At 43.8% G+C, this 24,086-nt stretch carries 12 protein-coding genes; all 12 read right to left on the bottom strand.

Annotated features, from left to right (window positions below; translation table 11 throughout):
* Positions 1-123 precede the first annotated feature (123 nt).
* Complete coding sequence (locus tag DQQ10_RS21620) at positions 124-2,088, bottom strand: RagB/SusD family nutrient uptake outer membrane protein (protein WP_112749014.1); 1,965 nt, start codon at positions 2,086-2,088, stop codon at positions 124-126.
* Between the two features lie 4 nt (positions 2,089-2,092).
* A complete protein-coding gene (locus DQQ10_RS21615; RefSeq protein ID WP_112749013.1) occupies positions 2,093-5,200 on the bottom strand; it encodes a SusC/RagA family TonB-linked outer membrane protein in 3,108 nt (1,035 codons plus the stop codon).
* A gap of 433 nt (positions 5,201-5,633) precedes the next feature.
* Positions 5,634-7,592, bottom strand: coding sequence for a sialate O-acetylesterase (locus tag DQQ10_RS21610; RefSeq protein ID WP_112749012.1), 1,959 nt, complete (start codon positions 7,590-7,592; stop codon positions 5,634-5,636).
* Between the two features lie 22 nt (positions 7,593-7,614).
* On the bottom strand, positions 7,615-10,599 hold the full coding sequence (locus DQQ10_RS21605) for a glycosyl hydrolase 115 family protein (RefSeq protein WP_112749011.1): 2,985 nt from the start codon (positions 10,597-10,599) through the stop codon (positions 7,615-7,617).
* Between the two features lie 257 nt (positions 10,600-10,856).
* The gene (locus DQQ10_RS21600) at positions 10,857-14,954 is read right to left on the bottom strand and encodes a hybrid sensor histidine kinase/response regulator transcription factor (protein WP_165824049.1); all 4,098 of its coding nucleotides are present in this window, start codon (positions 14,952-14,954) and stop codon (positions 10,857-10,859) included.
* Positions 14,955-15,284: 330 nt separating this feature from the next.
* Entirely contained in the window at positions 15,285-15,581 is a 297-nt protein-coding gene (locus DQQ10_RS27785; protein WP_133259719.1) for a hypothetical protein, read from the bottom strand.
* A gap of 46 nt (positions 15,582-15,627) precedes the next feature.
* Positions 15,628-18,084, bottom strand: a complete 2,457-nt coding sequence (locus DQQ10_RS21595; protein WP_245970494.1) for a glycoside hydrolase family 95 protein — start codon at positions 18,082-18,084, stop codon at positions 15,628-15,630.
* A 25-nt stretch (positions 18,085-18,109) separates the two neighbouring features.
* Entirely contained in the window at positions 18,110-18,295 is a 186-nt protein-coding gene (locus DQQ10_RS21590) for a hypothetical protein (RefSeq protein ID WP_112749009.1), read from the bottom strand.
* A gap of 14 nt (positions 18,296-18,309) precedes the next feature.
* A complete protein-coding gene (locus tag DQQ10_RS21585) occupies positions 18,310-19,326 on the bottom strand; it encodes a zinc-binding alcohol dehydrogenase family protein (RefSeq protein WP_112749008.1) in 1,017 nt (338 codons plus the stop codon).
* A 47-nt stretch (positions 19,327-19,373) separates the two neighbouring features.
* Entirely contained in the window at positions 19,374-21,128 is a 1,755-nt protein-coding gene (locus tag DQQ10_RS21580; protein ID WP_221409770.1) for a glycoside hydrolase family 43 protein, read from the bottom strand.
* 61 nt (positions 21,129-21,189) lie between these two features.
* A complete protein-coding gene (locus tag DQQ10_RS21575) occupies positions 21,190-21,984 on the bottom strand; it encodes a LacI family DNA-binding transcriptional regulator (protein WP_112749006.1) in 795 nt (264 codons plus the stop codon).
* 79 nt (positions 21,985-22,063) lie between these two features.
* The gene (locus DQQ10_RS21570) at positions 22,064-23,986 is read right to left on the bottom strand and encodes an alpha/beta hydrolase-fold protein (protein WP_112749005.1); all 1,923 of its coding nucleotides are present in this window, start codon (positions 23,984-23,986) and stop codon (positions 22,064-22,066) included.
* Between the last annotated feature and the right edge of the window lie 100 nt (positions 23,987-24,086).

Here is a 24,086-nt window from a genome sequence, read left to right as displayed (position 1 = left end):
TACGACAGTAGGAAAAGAAAAAGGGTCACCCATTGCTGGGCAACCCAGTGCTCAAGAAGCAATCCCGATTTCGATACCAGCAAACCAATACTGGGAGCTTTTAGATTGCTTTCTTAAGTTCTTTTACTCGTTCACCCTGTAGCCAGGATTTTGATAATCATCTTTCTCAGCGATGGAGACATTCATGTTATCGAGTTGTCCCTGAGGGACCGGCCTCAAGTAGTTTGTAATTTGAATTTGACGCGTGACTGTGACCGGTGTGCGATCGCCTACTGCTGTGCCACAGATGGTATAGCTACCAGCAATCTCTTCCCATTTCTGAGTTCGCACAAGATCGTACCAGCGATATCCTTCACCGTAGTACTCGCGTGAACGTTCTGCCAGAATATAATTGATGTCGATGGTAGCAGGTGTTTCGGCTACAACATCTGCGCTATGATCTTCTATCTTCTCAACATTTTCCTTGTTGCTCCAGCGCCATTTACCAGCGCGCGCACGAATTACATTGATAAGATCATAAGCACTTTTTCCGGGCAATGTTGCAGCGCCTTTCACGGCAGCCTCTGCTGCGACAAAATAAAGCTCAGAAAACTTAGCGATGTTGAACGGTCTCGTGTTCGCAGCATTCGGTTGTCCAAGTCCGCCGGCATTATCTGTGCGATATGTACCAAGCTTCCATAGGCCTGGATACACGAGTCGACTAAACGCATTGGGTGCAATAACATAATCTGCACGGCCCGGTAGTACACCTGCGCCTACGTTACTCTTGTAAACACTGTTGGAATAATCAATAGCATCTGCCGGCACTTCATCGAGGAAGGTTAAGATTGCATCGCCGGGCTCAACGGTAAGGTCATTCGCATTGTAGAGAAAACTATTGGTTACACCTGCTTTCGGCCAGTTACCTCTGTAAGACGTCGAAAACGTTCCATCATAACGGGCGTCATTCTCTTTGTCTGCAAAAGTATTTTCAAATACGCCGTGTGGAGGCGCCATACGAACCCATGGTCTGCCTAGTCCTTGTGCAGCTTCGCGCTGTACTGAATTAACAGTTTGAGGCGATGCCCATGATGTCTTCGAACTCTGGAGTGCCGTGTAATTCCACGTTAACATCCAGACAGCAAAGTTGTCGGCATCACCACCACTTCCGAACGACAAACTTGAACCATTATATAGTTCGCTGGTTTGCGTGTGATCTGCATATAGCAGAAGCTCTTTGTTGCGATCATTGGTTCCTACATGAAGATCATAGTAGGTCGCTACCAACCCAAACGGACCAGGGTTGTCAATGGCCGTTGTTGCAATATCATAGGCTTGTTGAAAGTACCATTGTGCATTATGTCCGTCCGGGTCTGTACGGTCGGTCTCCGGATACGTTGGAATGTTATTCGGATTTTCCAACCACCATGCATAAGTCAGATAAGCTTTCGCCAGGTAGAGACGCGCTAAAGTTTTGGTGACACCACCAGTGACGCGACCAGTCTCTGGCAAGTTTGCAACAGCCTGTAGCAAGTCTGGAAATATTGCGCGCGTATATACTTCGGGCACCGTATTACGAACAGAATTTCGCGCCACCGAAGTATTGAATTTCAATTCGCCCGCGCCAAGATCAAGTGGAACACCGCCGAAAGTTTGAACGAGCATGAAGTAGTCGAATGCGCGAAAGAATCTCGCTTCAGCGATGAGCGCATCCGATACACCCACAGCGCTTGCATTTTCGATAACACCATTAGCGGTGTTGATGTTGGGAAACGTATTGAACCATAAATTGCTTGCATCGCTGTTTGACGCTGTAATCAAACCTGCACCTGACAAATCAAAGATCTGAAATCCGCCACCGGAACCACTCGCACCCCATGTTGCTTCATCTGTTCCTGTGAGTGTTGAATTGTAGAAATAGGCGTTGCCAAAGATGTATCGCAAATGGGCGTACATTCCTGTTAATCCACCATGTACACCTTTTTCCGTTTTGAAATAGTCCGGCGTGTAGATACTGCGAGGCTGTTCATCAAGGATACTATTACATCCTGCAAGGAAGAGCAGCAGACATGCTGTTCCGCTGAAAAATATCTTGTGTATAGTTTTCATGTTTTTAGAATGTTAGGTTGAGACCTATCAAATAATTGCGTGTCGACGGCGTGTTCGTTCCGATGGTCAAAATGCGTCGCAGGTTTTGGGATAATGGCACTGCAGCATTTTCATTTCCATAGGAATTTGTTTCCGGATCCATTCCTGATTCTTTATGATAAGGTGAGAACATCACGAAAGGATTTTGAACTGTCGTGTACACGCGCATATTGGTTATGCCCATCTTATCGAGTAGACTTCTCTTAAAATTATATCCGAGTGTGATCGTTCTAATCTTCAGATATGATGCATCGAAATATCCAAGTGTGCTGCCATATTTAGGATTATCTCCACCTACTCCACCAGGTGCAGGATAACGTGCATCCGTATTCTCGGGCGTCCAGTAATCAACACGAACATTGTTTCCTGCTCTGGAATTAAGATTGTTGAGGTAACCTGACGATCCGTACAATGTGCTATTCAGCAATCCACCACTTTTGAAAATCCCCACAATACTTAAGTCAATTCCTTTATAGGCAACGCGTGTATTAAAACCTCCCTGAAAGTTGGACTGCATCGACATAATCTGACGATCCGCAGCGGTAATGGCTCTGGTTGGTGTACCATCGGCGTTATACGTTCCGGTATATTTTACTTTGATCATACCAGGTTTACTTGCAGTTCCGGGCTCAAGAATACTTAAGTGGGGATCGTCCTGCTGCCAAAGACCGATGTTCTCATAGTCGAATATTACATCGATCGGGTGACCAACAAACCACCAGTTTCCTTCGTCACGCGTTTGACCTGATGCAAGTGAAACAAGCTCGTTACGATTGGCGTAAAGGTTAAATCCTATATCCCACGTCCAACCATCCTGGTCGTCAAGAATGAGACCATTAAGCGACAACTCAATTCCTTTATTTTGTGTTTCACCCATGTTCGCAATAATGCTACTCACACCTGACGTTGTTGGCAATCCAACGGGTAGCAATACATTCTTTGTATTTTGAACATAGTATTCAATCGTACCACTCAGGCGATTATTGAAAACTCTGAAATCCAAACCGTAATTGAATGTTTTAGAATACTCCCATCCCAATGAAGGATTGGGAAGCTGCGATACATAGAAGCCAGTAGAATACGTTGCGTCGCCGAAGTTATATGGACGTGTTGACAGAAGTCCCAACGTTTGATATGGATTCACCGACTGATTCGAAGTTTCTCCGTACCCTACTCTCAATTTTAATTGGTTGATCTGACCAACAGTACTCATGAATTGCTCCTTCGCGATATTCCAACCTACGGATATCGCAGGATAGGAATGCCACTTATGGCCTGGTGCAAGTCTTGAGGAACCATCTGTTCGGAAAGTGGCACTGATCATGTAGCGTTCATCATAGGCGTACATTACGCGTCCCATGTATGATACAAGTCCCCACTGATTATAACCTTGTTCGGATGGATTGACTGTAATCACACCATCAGCACGACCGAGGTTATAAAACTGAAAAGCGTCCGAAGGAATATCTCTGGCGGTTACCCTAGAAGAGTTAAATTTTTCTTGTTGGGCAGAGTATAGCAACACCGCACTTACTTCGTGTTTATCTGCAAAAGTACGATCGTACATGATGAGATTTTCGACAGCCCAGTTTGTTGTGAGTGAATTACCTGTTGCAGCAGTAGAAACTGTTGTGGGAACACCGCTGAACACACCTTGGCCAGTGTAACTACCTGAATTGCTTTGTCTAAAGTTCAGACCAAGATTCATTCTGTACTTCAGACCATCCACGCGTGGAATTTTAACTTCACTAAAAATCGTATTGTAAGATCCATAGGCGCGTGTCTGATCGATGTATTTATCATTAAGGTCTCTGAATCTTTTGTTCGTTGGTACCCATTGCGCGCCGGAAGTTGCCTCTTGCACAATTTCTTTCATGCTACCATCAGGATTGTAAGGATTTGTAATCGGAGTTCTTGACAACGCCATGCCTACTGCCGGAGAGTTATTTCCATTGGTTATAGAAAAGTTTGACGTAGAATTAAATCCGATCTTGATATAATTATTGATTTCCTGATCGATGGACGCACGTATTGAATACCGCGAAAAATTCTGCAATGGAACAACAGCTTCTTCACGAAAATATCCTGCGCCGAAATAGTATCTACCTTTTTCTGTTCCGCCTGCAACACCTAGATCGTGGCTGGTAATCATTCCTTTCTCGAAGATAAGATCTTGCCAATCGGTGTCCGTGCCATCGGCTTCATCAATAGTATTGGTAAACTTCTGAGCACTCGCCGCACGAAGGGCGGAAAACTCTTGTCCATTCATCATCGGATATTTGGCGAAGATCGTTTCTACACCATAGTATCCATTGTATGTGATTTGCGCTTTCTGCCCCTTCTGACCTTGATGTGTTGTAATTAAAAGTACACCATTCGCGCCACGAGAACCATAGATTGCCGTAGCAGATGCATCCTTTAAAATATCAACGCTCTTGATACTGTTTGGATCAATGTCATTCATGGAACCTGCAAAGGGAATACCATCCAGTACGATTAAAGGGTCATTGCTTGCCAACAGTGAGCGCGATCCACGTACACGTATTTGCATCGGGGCGCCAGGTTTGGTGGACGTTTGTCCCATCTCTACGCCGGCAACCCTTCCTTGCAGTGCCTGCGAAATATTAGACGCAGGAATCTCTCGAATGACATCACCTTTCACGGAAGCAACAGCGCCCGTAACGGCCTCTTGTCGTTGCGTTCCGTAGCCCACGACAATTACTTCATTCAGTGACTGAATATTGGGGACTAAATCTACATCGATGACAGTGCGATCACCAACGGTGATTTCGACCACAGAATACCCGATGAATGAATACACGAGCACAGATGACGAATTTGAAACTTCAAGCGAATAGCGACCATCAGCGTCAGTAGTTGTTCCCGTTAGGGTTCCTTTAATAAGCACACTTGCGCCGGGTAATCCGGCACCCGTTTCATCGACAACTTTACCCGTTACAACTAACTGAGCAAATGCTGCAGTGATGGTAGCAAACGTTAAAACTATCGAAAGTGTGAAAGCGAGGTGTCGGGGAAAACATCGGAAAAGAAATAGTAGAATTAATCTTTTCATAGGATTATTGGTTTGGTTTCTGGATTTCGTGCACTGTAAACAGAGCATTGCCACATCGCATGATGACGCGATTTTAGATTTTCTCAGATTTACAGACTTCACTATTTACCACCGCGGAAAATTTGGCCGGCCAGACCGCAAACGGTTGCACGAATGTGCTTTTTTATACTCTTTGACGCCTACCACAAATCAGACATCGGCTTGTAAATTTCATACATGATGGAAAAACAGCCTGAAATAGGCATTTCTTGAACGCGACGAGCGCTTTTCGATATCAAATGTGATACTCGTTTTTTACATTTCGTCACACTGTTAAAAAAAATTGAAAGTCAGGAAATGTGGAAAGAATTGACATGGATCCACTTCGCCGTCACGACAGCACACAATGCAGCCTGGGGCTGGTAAGCTGCATTTATTCGACCACTACGTTGCGTTATTTTGTTTCGAATGGCGACGCTGGAAGGCCTTCCTGATTATACAGGTTGGGATTGTCTGGATTGTCAGACCAACCGTACCGAACATACTTTGGCTCCGCAACAACCTCACTCCAAACAATCACTTGATCACCATCGATTTTCGCCTGAGCCCTTACAAATTTTTTATCACTTGCCGCAATCGCAAACTCACTCAATTCGTCGCCATCGTTAGTGATAAGACCGCCGCCTACGTGTGAAAACGAAATGACAATTTTATTCCCAGCGATTTTGTGACTCGCATACAAGGGTCCCGAATACACAACGTCTTCCCTATACGCAATCTTCTGCGCCGCCAATGCCATGCGTTCTCCGACACTTTTTTTGTTATCCGGATGAATATCATTCCACTCGCCCAAATCGATATTAACCGTCATGGCTGTGTTATGCATACTCAAACCGTTAAGCTGTGCTGCTCTTAATATAGCCCAGCTACTTTCGACCGGCGTGTAGGATACATCACCAAAGTTGGGAAGCTGTGCATAAACGACAGGTAAATCATTTTTCTGAAAAGCAATACGCCATCCATTAACCAACGCACGGAGCAAGTTTTCATAGCGGTCCGCATTTGAAATATTACTTTCTCCTTGATACCACAACACACCTTTTAACGGGAAGTCTTTATAGGGGCCAACCATTCCGTTATACAAAGCCGTGGGCTCATTTTGTAAACTAAAAATTTTCCTTCCTTCCTTTTTCTCTGGAGACGTCATCGGTTGTGGGTCAAAAACTTCACCTACCTTATACTGCCATGTTCCCATCAACTCGACTGTGTCCCGTCCGGAAAAAATGTAATAGGGCTTATCAGGAACAAAACCTCCTTTACCGAAGTGATTGACAACGCGTATCACAAAAATATTTTTACCAGCTTTAAGAACGTCATCCGGTATGTTGTATCGTCGCTGTGGGTATTGGTAAGATGTACTCCCTACTTCTTTCCCGTTGATGTAGAGTTTGTCTGCGTCGATAATTCTTCCGAGAAGTACTTTGGCCTTGTGCCCCTGCATTGATGCTGGCAGATCAATTTCTTTCCTATACCACACCACGCCGTTAAGATCTCTTATGCCTTGATCTTCCCAATAACCAGGAATGTTAATGTTACGCCATCCTGCTGGATGAAAATTCACTGCATACCAAGGATCTTCTGCCGTTAGACCTTTATCATTAGATTGCGATGAACCACGATTACCTGCAGCTCCTTTTATTGCGTCTATTACAAATGTGGTATCCTTGTTTTCCGAAATCACTTTTAGTATCGCTGGAAACTCTTTGAATCCTTCTTCATTTATCCATGATTCTATTGGCGTACCTCCAACACTGGAATTAATCAATCCGATGGGCACGCGATATTTTTCGTATATCTTCTTAGCAAAGAAATATGCCACCGCGGAAAAAGGTCGCACCTGTTCTCCCACAGCAAGCTGCCACGAACCCGATTTAACGTCTTCGCTCACACCGCTCAGCGCGGTCTGCGTAGGAACTTTAAACTGCCTGATGTGTGGATAGTTCGCAGTGGCAATTTCGTCGGCATAAGTGACATCGTGAATATCCATCTGATGAACCATATTCGACTGTCCAGCACAAAGCCAAACATCACCGACGAGTACGTCTTTCACAATGATTTCATTTTTCCCTTTTACCTTCATCGTGTAGGGACCACCAGCGTTCATGCTCGGGAACAGAAGTTTCCACGTTCCTTGTTGTGTTGCTTTGGTTTTACGTTGCTTCCCATCGAACACGGCCGTGACGACTTCGCCCGGAGATGCCCATCCCCATAACACGATATTGGTACCACGCTGTAATACCACCCCATCACTGAATAAATGCGGTAACTTCACCTGACAGAACCCTGGCACTGCCACGAGTTTCAAAAACAGAGCAATAAAAATGTAGCGGCGTAGTGTTGATTGCTTAAACATCAGAAAAAAAATCAATCGTGGATTACTTTATGAATTTACTTTGCGGCGGACCTAAATAGCATTGTGCATCTACATTCTCTTTCGTGAGGATCACCTTTTGAAGGACGAGACCAGGCGATGCCATCCAATATTTAATCGTATGTGATCCAGCTGACAACTGAAAAGTAGAAGGTAATCGCTGTTTCATCATGTTGCTTGTAACTGCATCGTTCCACCACTTCGGATAAGTCCAGTCTGGAGCCTTTGCCGATTCATGAAGATTCATTCGAATAGGTTGTCCGTCATCGATAGAGATCGCATAAATCAATCCTTCACCCCGTTGAAAATTCAATGTTGGAGAAAACCATGCGTCTACGTTAAAGCGCCCGGAGTCGAGTAGAAAGATTTTATACGCCACATGAGCGCCTGTTGGTCCGGGGATTTGTGTTGGTGCAGTAACGGGTATTGTTGTTAATGCATCACCTGTATAGCCTAGATTCGGAATAACCTCCCATGAAACATTTTTTGTGGGAACGGCCTTCTGAAAATTAACAGCATCAATACTGACAATACCATTGTTCTCAATGAATCCCGACGGCGTTACACCAGAGAACTTTTGAAGTGGAACTTTGACAACGAATTCTCTTCCCGAGCCAGCGATTACAATTTCACCTTCATTTTGTTCAGCCGGAACTTTATGCCAATCAATGCTTACAAAAACTTTGTCCTCAAATTGCACTGCGCCTTTTTTTGAAGAGAGTTGGATCCATTCATTCTTCGTTGTCAGTGAGTAGTGAAGTGTATCCGTTCCTGTATTGTATATTTCAATCCCATAGGTTTGATTATTGATCGGATCGAATGGTGTAAAACTTTTACTAAGCATCCCCGGACGGCCATTGCGCGATTTGACAGCGCTCTCCAAAACATAGCCCAAACCCGCACCTGTTTTCGTCTGGATATAAGACACCTCCGGCATTTTATTAACAGCCGGATCGCTCCAGCTTACATGTCCCATATGCGTTTGATTCACCATGTGATTCCATTTGCCATCAGCTAGATCATGATAATGGGCGGTGAGTTCTGCATCTTTAAAGAAAAGTGCCTTTGCTTTGTCGGCGTAAAAGTTCGTTGACGCTCGGTCCTGACTGCGATATAATTTATTTTTCGCCGCTGCGAGATACATTTCGTTTACGTTAGCACACGCCTCCACTGGAAATAATACGAGTTGATAGTAAGCGTCCTGTGATTCTTTGGGCAACTTATTTCTGAGTTCCTTTGCTTCTGCCAGTAACGTCCTATACTCGTTTACAACATTTTCCGCTTCATTAAAATTATTCAGGCTGTATGTTCCTGTTTCAAGAAGTTCAGGCTTCCGTCGAGCGTTGTATTTTGTGTAGCGCGCCAAAATGTTTCCAATCTCTTTCGCAAATGTTCCTCCAAATTGTGCATCCGACCACTTTCGGTAATACTCGGGAAGATCTTGTACCTTAATCAGATCTGGATTCCAAGCAAAATCCAAAAAGAAATTTATAGGAAGTTCCATTGGCTTTATGTCGCCGACATTGGTTAACCATATTTTGTGTACACCATACGCATCAGTAAGACGCATCTGTTCCCATACTCTTTCTATCTGAACAGTGTTAAGCCATTTGTAACTTCTTGGGCCGCCAACGAAATCAAAATGATAATACATTCCATATCCTCCTTTCCGATCACGATCTGTCATTGAAGGAAGTATTCGTACTTGTCCCCAATTATCATCACAAAACAACAACGTTACATCATCGGGTACACGCATGCCCTTATCATAGTAGTCTTGCACCTCTTTGTAGAGAGCCCATACCTGAGGCGTTGCTTCGGGCGGTGTGCCTGTGACTTCTGCTATGATTTGACGTTGATCGCTAACGATCTTCTCGAGTAACGCAATGTTGGTAGACTCACCCATGGCTTCATCTCCATCGCCGCGCATGGCCAGTGTAACAACTTTTTCGTAGCCTTGTGACCGCAGCATTCCCTCGCGCCAGAATTTCTGAAGCGCATCTTTATTCTTGTCATAGTTCCACAAACCTTTTCCATAGCGATCCCATTCCACATGTGCACGCATCATGGGCTCGTGATGTGATGTCGATAGCACGACGCCGAGCTCATGTGCTAAAGGCGCGCTCAACGAATCATCATCCCATAACGATTTGCCCCACATCGCGGGCCACAGGTAATTCCCTTTCATGCGAAGAATCAATTCAAAAACACGCTCGTAAAAAAGATGATTGAACCCTCCAAATTTTTCGCGCGCCCAGCCCAACAGTGCAGGATCTTCGTCGTTGATAAATATGCCGCGATACTGCACCGTCGGCTCTCCTATCGTATAGGTGCCTGCCTTTACATAAATATTCTTGCGTGATTGTATCGGCGCATCTGCCCACCAATGCCATGGCGATACTCCCATCTTTGCCGATAGTTCAAACATCCCAAAGATTGTTCCCCGCTTATCACTACCAACGATCAATAGCGCGTGATCAACCCCATCCATTGGTTTCTTCAGCGAAAAAATCATGAATTGCTCCAACTTGTTTTTGAGTAGCGAGCCGTTGATTTTACGCTCAGTTACTAAACGGTCAATTAATTTGCTTTGACCTACAGTGCCGACAATGATGATATTTTTTTCCGCCGTTTGATCAGAAATTGATAGCGAAGCTGTGCTGCCTGATACATAACTCAAATCCTTTTGAAAAAGCCTGGCAACCTTCAAAACACCAGCATGATCTGATGGACTTACCACAATACCTGATGGTACACCATTTTCGATTAACGTAAACTTACCTTCCGTTTCCGTTGTCGTTAGAAAAGACGACGGTGGAAACGGCTTATTTGTTATGACCACATTCACGTGATCAAACGCTTTTTGCTGGTCGGTCTGATTTACCTGGCATTGACCCTGCTGAAGTGTTATGATCAACAGCACCAACGATCTTACTACCGTCACGCGCACAGATAATTCGCTTACTAAAAATTTAAATGTTGCAATCATGATTTATAATACACTTCGCTACTAAATAGATCAACAGACAAGAGTTGCCGACAAGTAGCACCAATAAATTAATTCATTTAGCGCATAAAAAACTTCTAAGAATTGCATGCGGTGGATTTTAAACAACCCAGCTTCCGAGCGATGTAAAAATGCAACTTTATCAATTGGGCGAGCTACTACAAATTAAACATAGGCTGTTACATTTGAATCATACTCTTTGCATAATAAAGCGGGGTTACACGAGGGCCGTTCATTTATCAAGCCGATGCAGCAAGAAATTCAGACGGCGCCTTTCCATACGCTTCCTTGAAACACTTGGTGAAGTACGATGCAGAACTGAAACCAGTTTGATAAGAAATCTCCGAGAGCGTATATTTTTTAGTCTCCATCAGTTTGATTGCTTGCTTTAAGCGGACGTTGCGAATAAACTCAACTGCTGTTTTTCCTGTCAACGCTTTCACCTTCCTGTACACCTGAACACGGCTTAAGTTAAAGGCATCGGCAAGTGCATCAACTCCTAATTGGCTATCTTGGAGATGCTCCACAATATAATCCACGACGCGCTGAAGAAACATTTTATCGAGCTCATCAGATGTGCTCCTGGCGGGAAGCAAATACACATCCTGACTAAAAAGTGAATACAATTTTTCACGGGACGCAATCAGACCTTGCACATGCGCTAACAAAAGTCGTATACTAAAAGGCTTGGTCAGATACACGTCTGCACCCGTGTCGATACCATAAATCTGATCTTGCACGGTAGCTTTGGCCGTCAACAATATAAACGGAATATGACTGGTCTTGATATCAGCCTTCACGGTAGCGCACAATTCGATTCCCGTTTTATTGGGCATCAGAATATCACTAATAATTATATCGGGAATCTTTTCGAGCGCCAGATGCAATCCTTCAACACCGTCGCGAGCCTGCAATACATTGAAGTCACGCTGCAATTCGGCAACGAGCGATTCCCTGAGATCGTCATTATCTTCCACCACCAGTACGTCAGCTCTCTTTTGTTCTTCATGATGCGCCTCGGAATTCATTCGTGCAATTTTCAAGTCGCTTGACGTGGCGTTCTTGCCGAAGCCGATTTCTTGTCCGTATAAATTCTCCGCGATTTCCAACTGAAATGCTGCCGCGTCGATGGGAATGACCAAGCGGAACTTCGTTTCCTGATCAGGAATACTTTCAACATTGATAAACCCGTGATGCAACTCGACCAAAGCTTTCGTCCATGACAGACCGATGCCAGTTCCAGGATTGGCCACACGCGAGGCTGATTTTGCCTGGTAAAACTTATCGAAAATATGCGGCAGTTCTGAGGCCGCTATCCCAAGTCCGTTATCGAGCACTACGATCTCCAGACAACGCATCATTTTCTTCTCCTCCCCAACAGCTACGACATTTACGCTCACATCTACGGAGATTCTTCCTCCATCGCGGGTAAACTTAAATGCATTGGAAAGTACATTCAGCAAAATTTTATCAAGCTTATCATGATCAAACCACGCATTTACTATTGGTTCAGCTGCATTAACTGAGTATAGAATATTTCTTTTTTGTGCGACGTCATCGAACGCCGAAGTTACCTCGCCAATAACACTGATGATTTCTCCAAATTGCAGGTAGAGTTTTAAATTGCCACTTTCAATTTTATTGAAATCCATCAATTCATTTACAAGTTTCATCATCTTGTTTGCCGAGCGGTATGCAGAAGCAACTTTATTGCGGGCTGTTACTGGAAGATTCTCTTGATCCATTAAACTTTCCAACGGAATAAGCATCAGGCTTAGTGGCGTTCTGAACTCGTGCGATATGTTATTAAAGAACTGCGCCTTTGATTCACTTAGCGTATGCTCCCTTTCTCTTGCCATTCTTTCGCGTGTGAGCTGCTGTTTCATTTTTACGCGCTCCTTCCTCACGCGGATGATTAGCAATAATACTATCGCAAGGACAACACAATACAAAAGAAACGCCCACCAAGTTTTCCAGATGACGGGTCTAACGGTAATCTCAAGCCGTGTTATCTCATCGCTCCATCCACCGTCGCCGTCCGAAGCCCTCACATTGAAAACGTAATCGCCTGGATCCATATTCGTATACGTCGCGCTCGATGTGCCATCAATGCAGTTCCAGCCCTTATCAAAACCTTCAAGCTTGTAACAATATTTTCGTTTCAAAGATTGAGAAATGTCGATGGTAGCAAAATCAATCACAAACGATCGCTGATCGGAAGAAAGTACTATCGACTTTGTAAAACCTATATGTTGTTTCAGCGGAGAGTCTGTTGTTCCGATCGGAACAGATCGATTGTTGATTCTTAAATCTGTTAAGTGCACCACGGGACGATCCGATTGATGACGAATGCTGTCAGGATAAAAAGCAACAAACCCGTCGTTGCTTCCAAAAAAAATCTGGCCACTACTGCTTCGCAGACAAGCGTTACCATAAAAGTTTTCGGAACTTAAACCATCGGCGTATGAATAAGTTATGAATGTTCTTTTTTCTTGATTAAACTTTGAAAGTCCGGAGTTTCCGCTGACCCACACTACGCCTGATGCGTCGCTGGTGATGGCACGTACGTTGTTGGCCCCAAGGCCATCGCTTTTCCGAAACACGTAAATCTGTGAATCACTTGCCATTCTTATGGTTACCCCATTATCGGCTGTTCCGATCCATAAATTTTTACGCTTGTCTTCATGCAAGCACTGAATTCCAGAACTACTGATACTTTGTGATGTGCCTGCCGGAAGATGTAAGGTATAGTTTATATTTTTCCCATGCGTATTCTCCAAACTGTATAAACCATACGCGGTGCCAATCCAGAGCAACCCGTAAGAGTCTTCAAGAATAGAACTCACGTAGGTTGTCTTATTAAGATGATTGGCCTTATCGGCTTCGTACAAGACTTTAAAAGCCTGCGCTTGTTGGTCGTAATAAAAAAGTCCACTACCGAGTGTGCCTGCCCAAATCGTTCCGCTTTTATCTTCGTAAAGACAAGACACTTTGTTGTCACCAAAACTTTCTGATTTTAATGTAAAATTCACCATTTGAAAGGTCGTGGGATCCACACGGTATACACCATTTCCAGCAGAGCCAATCCAGATGTCGCCATGCCTGTCGCAGATAATGGCATTAAGGTATTTGTTCGGCAGCTTTGAGTTTATCCCGTTTACTTTCGATAGTGTGTTTGTTTTAGCATCTACTTTCCCCACGCCAATCTCATCTGCGACGATCCAAATATTTCCATCACCATCTTCTGCAAAACCTCTGACTTGCTTACCCGCAAAATTATTTTCCGATCCGTTAAAAGAATTTCGCAAAAACTTTTTGCTGTCGCCCTTGATCAGGTATGCTCCTTTGTTGAATGTTCCGATCCAAACAAGTCCTTTATCGTCGACATACACAGCACGAATAGAACTCGTCAACAATTGATCACTACTTCTATCGCGAGCCGCCCATTTGGAAACTTTCCTGGTTTTAACGTCGAGATAATTAAGCCCGGACTTCTCACCGCCAAACCAAAAATTACCATGAAGATCTCTTGCCAGCGTCAGCGTTGTATTCCCTGTTCCATGAGAAAGTTCGCCGGCCACTACTTTGTCGAGTGTATAATATCCATGCCGGGGTGTAACCTTCATCACATCTCCATTGACGTTTGTCATCCAGACATTACCCATGTTATCGGCGACCAATGTTGTTATTTGTCCGGCAGGTAATTGATCATCGCGGAAAGAAATTGGCGCTGGACGAATTTCTCGTGTGTTATAAATTCTTAAGCCGCCCTTCGTACCGCACCACATCATGTCATCTACACACAACAACGCGTTGACATAATTCGCACCGGCAAAATTCTTATCATTATTGTGTTCTAGTAAATAGGTAAAATGGAGTTTCTCCGGATTAAAAACATTGATGCCGCCTTCATGCGTGCCAATCCAAAGTGAACCGTGTTGATCAAATGCTAATGCTGTTATATAACGGTTGTTCAAATAATTCTGAAGACCAGGAAGTGAATCAAGTGTTGTAAAGCTATCGGCCTGCGGAGTATAAATAGAAATGCCTTGTGCTGTTCCTATCCACAAGCGATGATTTTTATCTTCGACGATAGCGTTGATGTTATTGTGGCATAAACTGTTTTTTAATTGAGATTCATGTTCATATCGGTGCGTATTGGTTCCATCAAAACGTACTAACCCATCAGCAGTACCGATCCAAAGAAGACCGCGGCTGTCTTTATAAAAACATCTGACAAATGTATTCGATAGTGTCTCCGGTGCTAAAGGCGTAAGTACGTTAGCTTGCTGCCCGAAGAGCGACGCTGAACAAAATAATAAAAGGCCTAATAACAACTGACAGCAATGTTGAATACAACGTCGCGTTTTGAATAATCGGATGCAACTTGTCAAACCTTGCATGGCATGTCGAGAACAGATTCTACGATTGGTTAATGACAATTAAATGTCATCAATACAATTATAATGCAAACGTTTCCAATATCAAAGGATTCACAGGTTGTAAAGAATTCAAGTTTTGCGATTGGGCATATCATACTTCTGCTTAGACTGAAAAAAATAAACATTTATACGCGCCTGCTATTCAAATTATTGGATGGTTGTAGGGAGTCTGACTTCATTTCCAAACATCCGGATGTTCGATATAAGTTTTAGAAGGTTATGATTTCAAAAGTCATTAAAATGAACAACACTAAACGTACGCAGCTGTTGATAGCGACGAGTGAGCTGCTGAACAACATGACCAGATACGGTGGCGGTGGTGAAGTAGTTGTTCGCATCGAGGAAAAGAAACGCATCGCAGTTACGTTTCGGGATAAAGGCTGGCATGGCCGACATCGATTTAGCAATTGCACCGGGGTTCTCGACGGGTAAAACCCTTGGGATAGGGTTATCGGGCGCGAAAAAGTTATCAGATAATTTTTCGTTGGTTAGTTCAGTACAAGAAGGTACGATTATAACCATTACAAAATTTGTTTAGTGAGTGAGGTCCGACTCACGAGTTGTTTATTTAATTATCCAAGCGCGTCAATGCTCCATCAAAATGATACGATTGTTCTTTTTTTGTTGAAAATGTCGTCACGTTACCATTGTAGTAAAGTGAACATTTTTCGCCGGCTTTAGAAAGAATCTTAACGTCAACAAGCTTGCCCTCCTTCCACCGCAGGGACACTTCGAAACCACCTCTTGCGCAGATTCCGGAAATCGTGCCGTCTTTCCACGCGCCAGGCAACGCGGGCAACAAATGAATTTTGTCGTCATTCGACTGCATTAGCATTTCGATTACACCTGCAGCACCGCCAAAATTTCCGTCAATTTGAAATGGCGGATGAGCGTCGAACAAATTTGGATACGTTCCACCGCCTCCCCCGTAGTTTACCTTTAAGCCATCGGGTTCGACATACCTGAGCAATTCCCGAAATAATTTATAGGCACGATCGCCATCATGAAGTCGCGCCCAAAGGTTGATTCGCCATCCCTTTGACCATCCTGTTGTTTCATCTCCTCGTATATCGAGTGTCTTCCTGCACGCGAGGGCGAGTTGCTTTGTCTTGAGTGGCGTAATATGATGGCCAGGATAAAGTCCGAACAAATGACTTTGATGACGATGCTGCGGTTCCGGATCCTCCCAATCATGATACCACTCCTGCAAATGACCTTTGCCACCAATTTGATAAGGGTATAATTTCTCCAGTGCAGTTTTCAATTGCGCTCTGAACGAATCATCAATTTCAAGAATCTCCGAAGCTTTGATTGTTTGCATGAAACACTCTCTGATCATTGCCAGATCTGACGTAGCACCATAAAGGGTAGCTCCTTTGAAGCCATTTGGTGTTAGATATTTATTTTCAGGTGAAGTTGATGGTGACGTAACCAGGTACCCATTTTTATCTGTGATGAGCCACTCAAGACAAAATGCAGCAGCACCTTTCATCAACGGATAGGCATAGTCGCTCAAGAACTTTTTCTCGCGCGTGTAAAGGTAGTGATCCCATAAATGCGTAACCGCCCATGCGCCTCCCATATTCCAGCATGCCCACACAGGTTCCCCTTTACCAAAATCGCCCACCGGGTTAGTCATCGCCCAAATATCCGAGTTGTGACAAGCAGCCCAACCGTTGTGGACACCATAAAATGTTTTCGCCGTTACTTTTCCTGTCTGCGAAAGATTTCCAATGAACGTTAGAAAAGGCTTATGCATTTCAGACAAGTTTGCACATTCTGCCAGCCAATAGTTTTCTTCCACGTTGATATTCATCGTATAGTTGCTGCTCCACGGCGGTCTGATGTAAGGATTCCAGATTCCCTGGAGATTCGCTGGCACACCTAGTGTTCGCGAACTGGAGATGAGCAAATATCTTCCATATTGAAAGTAAAGTATCTCAAGATTACGATCGACGACTCCCTCGTTGTACTTGCGCAAACGCTCATCCGTTGGCAATGTCGCTGTTGTGTTATCGTTAAGATCAAGGTTAACCCGATCAAATAGAAAATGATAATCATTCACATGATCCGCATAATTTTTTTCGTAACCTTTGGCTATTGAAGAAACGAGTTGCTTATTGGCTATTGCTTTATGGTCTGCGCCATCGGTCACAGGATTTTTATCAAACCCGTTGAAGCTTGTAGCCATCGATACATACACGATTGCCTCGTCTGCTTTCGTAACTTGAATGGTGCTATCTGAAATGATGACCTTACCACCTTTATTCTTTACGCTTGCCAACGTCGAAAAACGCATCCCTCGTTTCTCATCAAATAAAATTGCATTCGGCATGTTGCCGCGATAGCTTGGCTCAGTATGATAAGGAGCATACCCTTCGATTCTCAACATATCCTTGCCCTTAGAAGTTGCGTACGTCAATAAGCTTTCGAATCTGAGCTCAAAATTAAGTGCGCCCTTTTTGCTACTGGATAATCTCACAACCATGACCTGATCAGGATTAGAAACAAAATACTCCCGATGATAAGCGACGCCATCCACTTCATAATCGACAGTAGCAACGGCCTTACTGATGTCAAGCTCCCGTTTGTAATTTTTGTAAGCGGCCTGATGTTTGAAATCCAAATACATCGTTCCTAACGGAGCATACGACTGCGAAAATTTTCCTTGCACATTTCGGTTAAGCTCTTCAGCTTGCTGATAATCTTCACGTGCCAACGCCGCACGAATTGTAGCAATGTTCTTATACGCATCTGGATTCATGTTTGCAGCTACCGGTTCTCCAGACCACAATGTTGCGTCGTTCAAATATATTTTATCGGAACTTACGCCGCCAAATACCGTAGCACCATGTTTTCCATTACCAAGAACAAGAGACTCTTCAAAATATTGCGCGGGCTCATCATACCACAACGACATTTTTTTTTGGCAAAAAGCCTGTTGCGTAGCGCATATCACCTGCAACAACAGAAGCATAAAGGCAACGCACGTTACGCTCAAAAATTCTTGGTACTTTGTTTTCATCTCGTTTAAAACTGCAATGCGTTCATCAAATTACATAAATAACAGTGACCCACCCACATTCGCCCTCAACAGTTCGGAACTTCTTATTTGTTGCTGATGGATCGTCAATTACCGTCTTAAAAGTTGACTTCATTTCATACATGCGCTGTAACTGCACATGGAGTGTTGCCAAAAGGGCGATGAAGAATGCGAATGCGATTAATTGCAACATCAAAGTTCAACATTTTAACCAAACTCAACCATCACCTTGATAGCGCCCGAAGTCGGATTTAACCACTCATGAAATCGATCCTTTACTTCCTCGAAGCGAACACGATGTGTGATCAATTTCACAGGATTAAATTTCTTTCGTTTCACCAACGCCACCACATGTTCAAAATCTGATCGGGTGGCATTCCGACTACTCATTAGCGTCGCTTCTCTTTTATGAAACTCCGGATGATTGAACGAAATATCACCTTTTTGCAACCCCACTAAAATATATCTTGCGCCGTGCGCCATATAACGAAAGGCATTGTTGATTGCGTTAAGGTTTCCGGTGGCATCCATGATAACAGTCGGCATCTCGCCATTGGTTATCGCTTCAAGGTACTCTTGAACATGATCATCGTTTCCGTTTATCGTATACGCTACGTCGAGCTGTTCTTTACAAAAGCGCAGTCTTTCATTATTGACATCAAGCATGATTACTTTCCCCCCGACGCTACGAACAATTTCCATCGCGCCAAGGCCGATTGGTCCAGCACCGATAATCAACACATGCTCTCCCGGCGTAATACCTGCTCTACTCACCGCGTGCGCACCGATGGCCAACGGTTCAATTAATGCCAACGTATCCAAACTCAATCCATCACCATGAACAAGTAATGATGATGGTACGGTATAATACTCAGCCATCCCACCATCACAATGCACACCGCATACGCTTATTCGCACACACGCATTGGTTATTCCACGCCTACATGCGATACATTGTCCACAAGAAATGTATGGAATGAATGTCACGGCGTCGCCACTAGAAAACTCCTGTGCGCCGTCCACATATACGAGCTCACCAGCAAGCTCATGCCCTAAAATGCGCGGGTAGTTAAAGTAAGGTTGCGTACCGTCAAATGCATGAAGGTCAGTTCCACAAATTCCGACACGCTTTACTTTGATGATAGACATTCCGCGACTAGGCTGTGGTTGATCTGCAGTAGCGTATTGCAATTCTCCCGGCTTCACACAGACTAATGTTTTCATAACGAAGTAATGCTAAAATCAAATTCATTCGTCATGACCGAAGGCATCTATTGCAGATTACTTACCGTGGCGTCATTTCCCGATGTCGCGTATAAACCAATCAACGAACCAGTAAATCCCCCAGCAACGTTTGTCGAAAGTATATCGCCCGATACGACGCCACCGACGTTAACAAAACCATTTGCGCCGGTATTGTAACTGAAAGAATACTCATCACCCTTCGACTCCACCTTCAACTGAACAGGATTTGAAATATCAACCTTACAATTCGCCACTACCGTAGACACTACTTCAGTGCCATTGTTCTTGCGACTGTTCTTCTGCAAAATGAGGAAATATTCGTCATCCTTTTTAGTGATACCGAACACGTAATTAAAATGCTCGCTCTGAAGACATACAAGTCCAGCAAGATCCTTCTCTGAATTCGGTTTGTACTGCATGGTTGTGGTAAATGAAAAACTATTGTGTTGCTGACGATAGAAAAGCGTTGCGGTAGGTTTCATTTGTTTGATGTTGGATTCGAATGGTGTTATTCGCAATCCTCCTTTCGTTCTTTCTATGAAGGCTTCTCGCGGACCTCGCAATGCGATCCATCGATAATCGATTTTTTCAGAGGAGAAATCTTCCGCAAATGAAAAATTACCATTGGGAATAAAACCATCTTGTCCTGTTCTATTTTTTATACCTGCTGGTGTTTTCAATTTGGGTGCAAGCGGTACTAACCCATTTTCAAAAACTGGAAACTCACCCGACCAGTCTACAGGCAAGATGAATGTTTCGCGGCCAATGTTCACGCGATCTTTTTCGTTGGGTCTGATGGCTAGGAATACCCCGTAGTATTTATTGTCTGGCCCCAATACCAAATCGGCATGCCCCGCCCATGCAACCTTATTGGTGCGCTCATTAGCAAAATATCGTTGCGTGAGTATTGGATTATTTGGTGCAGGTTTAAAAGGACCCTTTGGCGAATCGCTTACGAAAATGACTTCACTATGCCATCCACCCGTGCCACCTTCTGCGCACATCAGATAATAACGTCCGCCCTTTTTATAGATATGAGGCGCTTCGATCCAGATTGGTTTCTTAGAAATGTCCACGCCTCCGTCAACAATGATCTTGTCGCTGCCAGCAATAATTTTATCACTGGCTACATCATACTCCCAAATCTTAATTACGCGATGCCCTTTATAAATTTCCTTGCCCGCGTCGGGTGCGTCATTATGAACGACATACGCCTTCCCGTTATCATCGAAAAAAAGCGAAGGATCAATACCATCAAAACCAAGTTTAATTGGATCACTCCAGCCGTTCAATGGGTCTTTGGTCTTAACGATGAAATTTCCCAGGCCACCGGCGAAAGCCGTCGTGATCATATAAAACGTATCGTTACCAGCGTTGTATGTGATAGACGGAGCATAGACACCCGCGCTTATTCCAGTATCATGTACATCAAGTTGTGAAGTACGGTCGAGCACATGTCCTATCTGCTTCCAGTTAACCAAATCCCTTGAATGAAAAATAGGCACGCCAGGAAACATGGCAAACGATGAACACACCATGTAGTAGTCGTCGCCTTTCCGTGTGATTGCAGGATCGGGATAACACCCTTGTAAAATGGGATTATAAAATTCATTTTCCGCAAGCGGATGGTCCTTGTACACTTGATCATTTCCCTGGTATAATACATTTGAAAAAATCGGGGCATTCCCTGATGTTTTTCGTTTTGATTGACTCTTGACTTCAAACCCAATGATATTGAATATGATCGTACAAGCCATGAAGATAAATGGTATCCTTCGCATGTTTATAATTATTATTCTTTGATTACATTTTCCAAGACCGATCTTGGTGTCGCTCCAATTTTCATCCCACAGCGCTACACAGTTTCAATTTGTCAATCGAAGACTTTCTTCGGCAAAGCGAAATCAATAATGTCGCAGCAAGCTTACCCACCTCAACAATTTTTTCATTACGCGTATCAATACTTCCTTTCTTGCCTGTGATCCGCCATTCATTGCTGTGACTTGCTGCACCCATGGACGCATTCCATGCAACAGCAGTAATCAAATGACTGGAAAATAAAATTCCGTCAAGCTGAGGCATGGACAACAGCATTTCAGGCACATCTAACCATGAATCATTCGTGTGCGTATCCTCATCGGCCTGTTGCATTTTAAGTAAATCGTTAAGACGCAGGGCTTCTTTATAACCGGACAAAAAATTATTTTGCTGTGTGCCTATCGGCAATGAAATATGTGCTATTGACTTACACCCATTCTCAACCAGATAGTTGGTAAGTTCATATGCGTTCTGAAAATCGTTAAGCCTCTTCTTAGGCTGGCTCGGTATAAGCGATGACGCTTCAAATACAACGCGCGGTATATCCGACTCTTCCAAGTGCGCGACCAGCGCACGCTCCTGCGAATATGCGGATGACACAAAGAGCCCATCAACACCGAGCGCTAATAGCCGCTCAAGATTATTCATGCGCTTTTCATTTCTGTTCATTGACTGCGTCACCACCATACTGTACCCGAATTGTCCGGAAGCAATTTCCGCTCCGCTGAGAATATTCGAAGATATTGGCGTATTGAAGTGGGTGACCATCGCGCCTATCAATTGTCTGTTTCTTGATGTTGCTTCATGCCATGTTGCCATACCCGATGAGTTATATTTTTCGACAGCGTTGTTATCGCGCTTATAAATTTCGACTTAAAGATTCTGTTAACCGGATAAACTATTTGAAAAGCAACGGCGCGAACTTGTATAAATTATTTCGCCAAACGGGCCATGTGTGACCGCCGGGATACTCACTGTATTGATATCGTATTCCAAGATCGTCAAATTTCTTCATCATGATTTTACAGTTCTCATAAGCGATATCTTCCCTGCCTCCCATCGCGATCCAAAGCAATTTAACGTTGTTGTTAATGTCGGATACATGCTCCTTCATGAAAGCATACTGTGGATCAGACAATGCGTTGTTGTTAGCAAACCATCCTGAACTGAAGACGCCAAGACTTGAAAACATTTCATGATTTTTTATACCTGCATATAATGTTTGCAAGCCACCCATCGATAATCCGGCCAACGCTCTGCTTTTATTATTCGATTCTACTCTGTAATTCTTTTCGACAACAGGAATTACTACCTGCTTTAATTCATTTTCAAACGCCTGCAATGAGCGCTCACCAAATGACCGCATTCCGCCTAATCCAGTATTGCCATCCATCATCACCACCAACATCGGCGTCGCTTTTCCTTCGGCAATGAGGTTGTCGAGAATTATGTCTGTCTTGCCTTGCGTTGACCAACCTCTTTCATCCTCGCCACCACCATGTAGTAGATAGAGTACCGGATATTTTTTATTAGCATCCGCGCCGTAATCAGCTGGTGTGTAGATGTAAAATCGTCTCCACTCATTAAACACCGTTGAGTAGTATCGTTTCATGCGCACTTCACCATGTGGAACATCCTTCATCGCATAGAAGTCACCATTTCTCGATGGGATCTCAATGCCAGAAGCCATTCGGCCCATTCCGTAATAGGTTTCACTTGCTGGATCCGCCAAAGAAACACCATCGATTACCAAGGAATAATAATGAATGCCTTCGCTGATAGTATCCGTTGTGACAGTCCAAAGTCCATCTGCGTCTTTTACCATATCATATTTTTTTCCAAGATCAATCTGCACCTTTTGCGCCTCGGGAGCTTTCAGTTGAAATACAACGCGATTGTCGGGAAGAATCTGTGGAAATTTAGCAGACCTTACATTGGTAAACGCAGCCGATCCTAACACTGTGAAGCGAACAAATTGTTTTTGATCCACAGGCTTAAACAACAATTGACTGAACATGTACAGGTCATTCTTCCATACTTTAAAGTCGTGTCCTCCAGGTTCGACGTAAAAAATATGCGGTACATTTTTAGCGAATAGATAATCATGCGTCCGTTTACTAAAGTTTATCAATCCATCCTGATCACCACAAGAAATCCAGAGCACTTTCAACTTAGCTTTCGCGTCATCGACATTTGGGACTAGAAGCTCGGGTAATTTTGTATTGGGCGCTGATGAAAAACCACCAACCCACGCAAACTTGTCAAGATTGCCCAATCCAAAGTTGAGCGACTGACCACCCCCCATCGATAATCCAGCAATTGCGCGACGCTCCCGATCTTTGTGAACAGGAAAGTTTTTTTCCACAAAAGGAATCAAATCAGTAAGCAGATCTTGTTCGAAAGTGCTGAAGGCTTTTACTTTCACACTATCAAATACATTTCCAACCGCACGATCATTTTTCATGGCCCTGCCATTAGGCATTACAACGATCATCGGCTCGAGCTTTTTATCAGCGTAGAGGTTATCAAAGATGACTTGTGGCTTTCCTCCGTTTAGCCACTCTTTTTCGTCGCCACCGATACCATGTAATAAATACAATACAGGATACTTCGTGCTTTTCTTATAACCTGGCGGTGTATATACAAGCGCCTTTCGTTTTACACCGACCGTCTTCGAGAAATACTGAATCGTGTCTAGTTTTCCATGCGTGATGTTTGTACGGCTTTCATCGAAACCTGTAGGAGCCGTTCTCTCAAAGGTCTGACCATAGCCGTAGTTTGTCGCAATGACAAGTAATATTAAAAGGATAATCTGCTTCATACGTTTATTAACTCTGCTTAAATGGAGGCCGTGAGTTACCCATTTTGGATAACTCACTGCACTCCGTAACCCAAGACAACTAATCCAAATCAAGAGAGAA

It is taken from the genome of Pseudochryseolinea flava (genome assembly GCF_003286915.1).
GTDB classification, from domain to species: domain Bacteria; phylum Bacteroidota; class Bacteroidia; order Cytophagales; family Cyclobacteriaceae; genus Ohtaekwangia; species Ohtaekwangia flava.
This window is presented reverse-complemented; position numbering and strand designations above follow the sequence as displayed.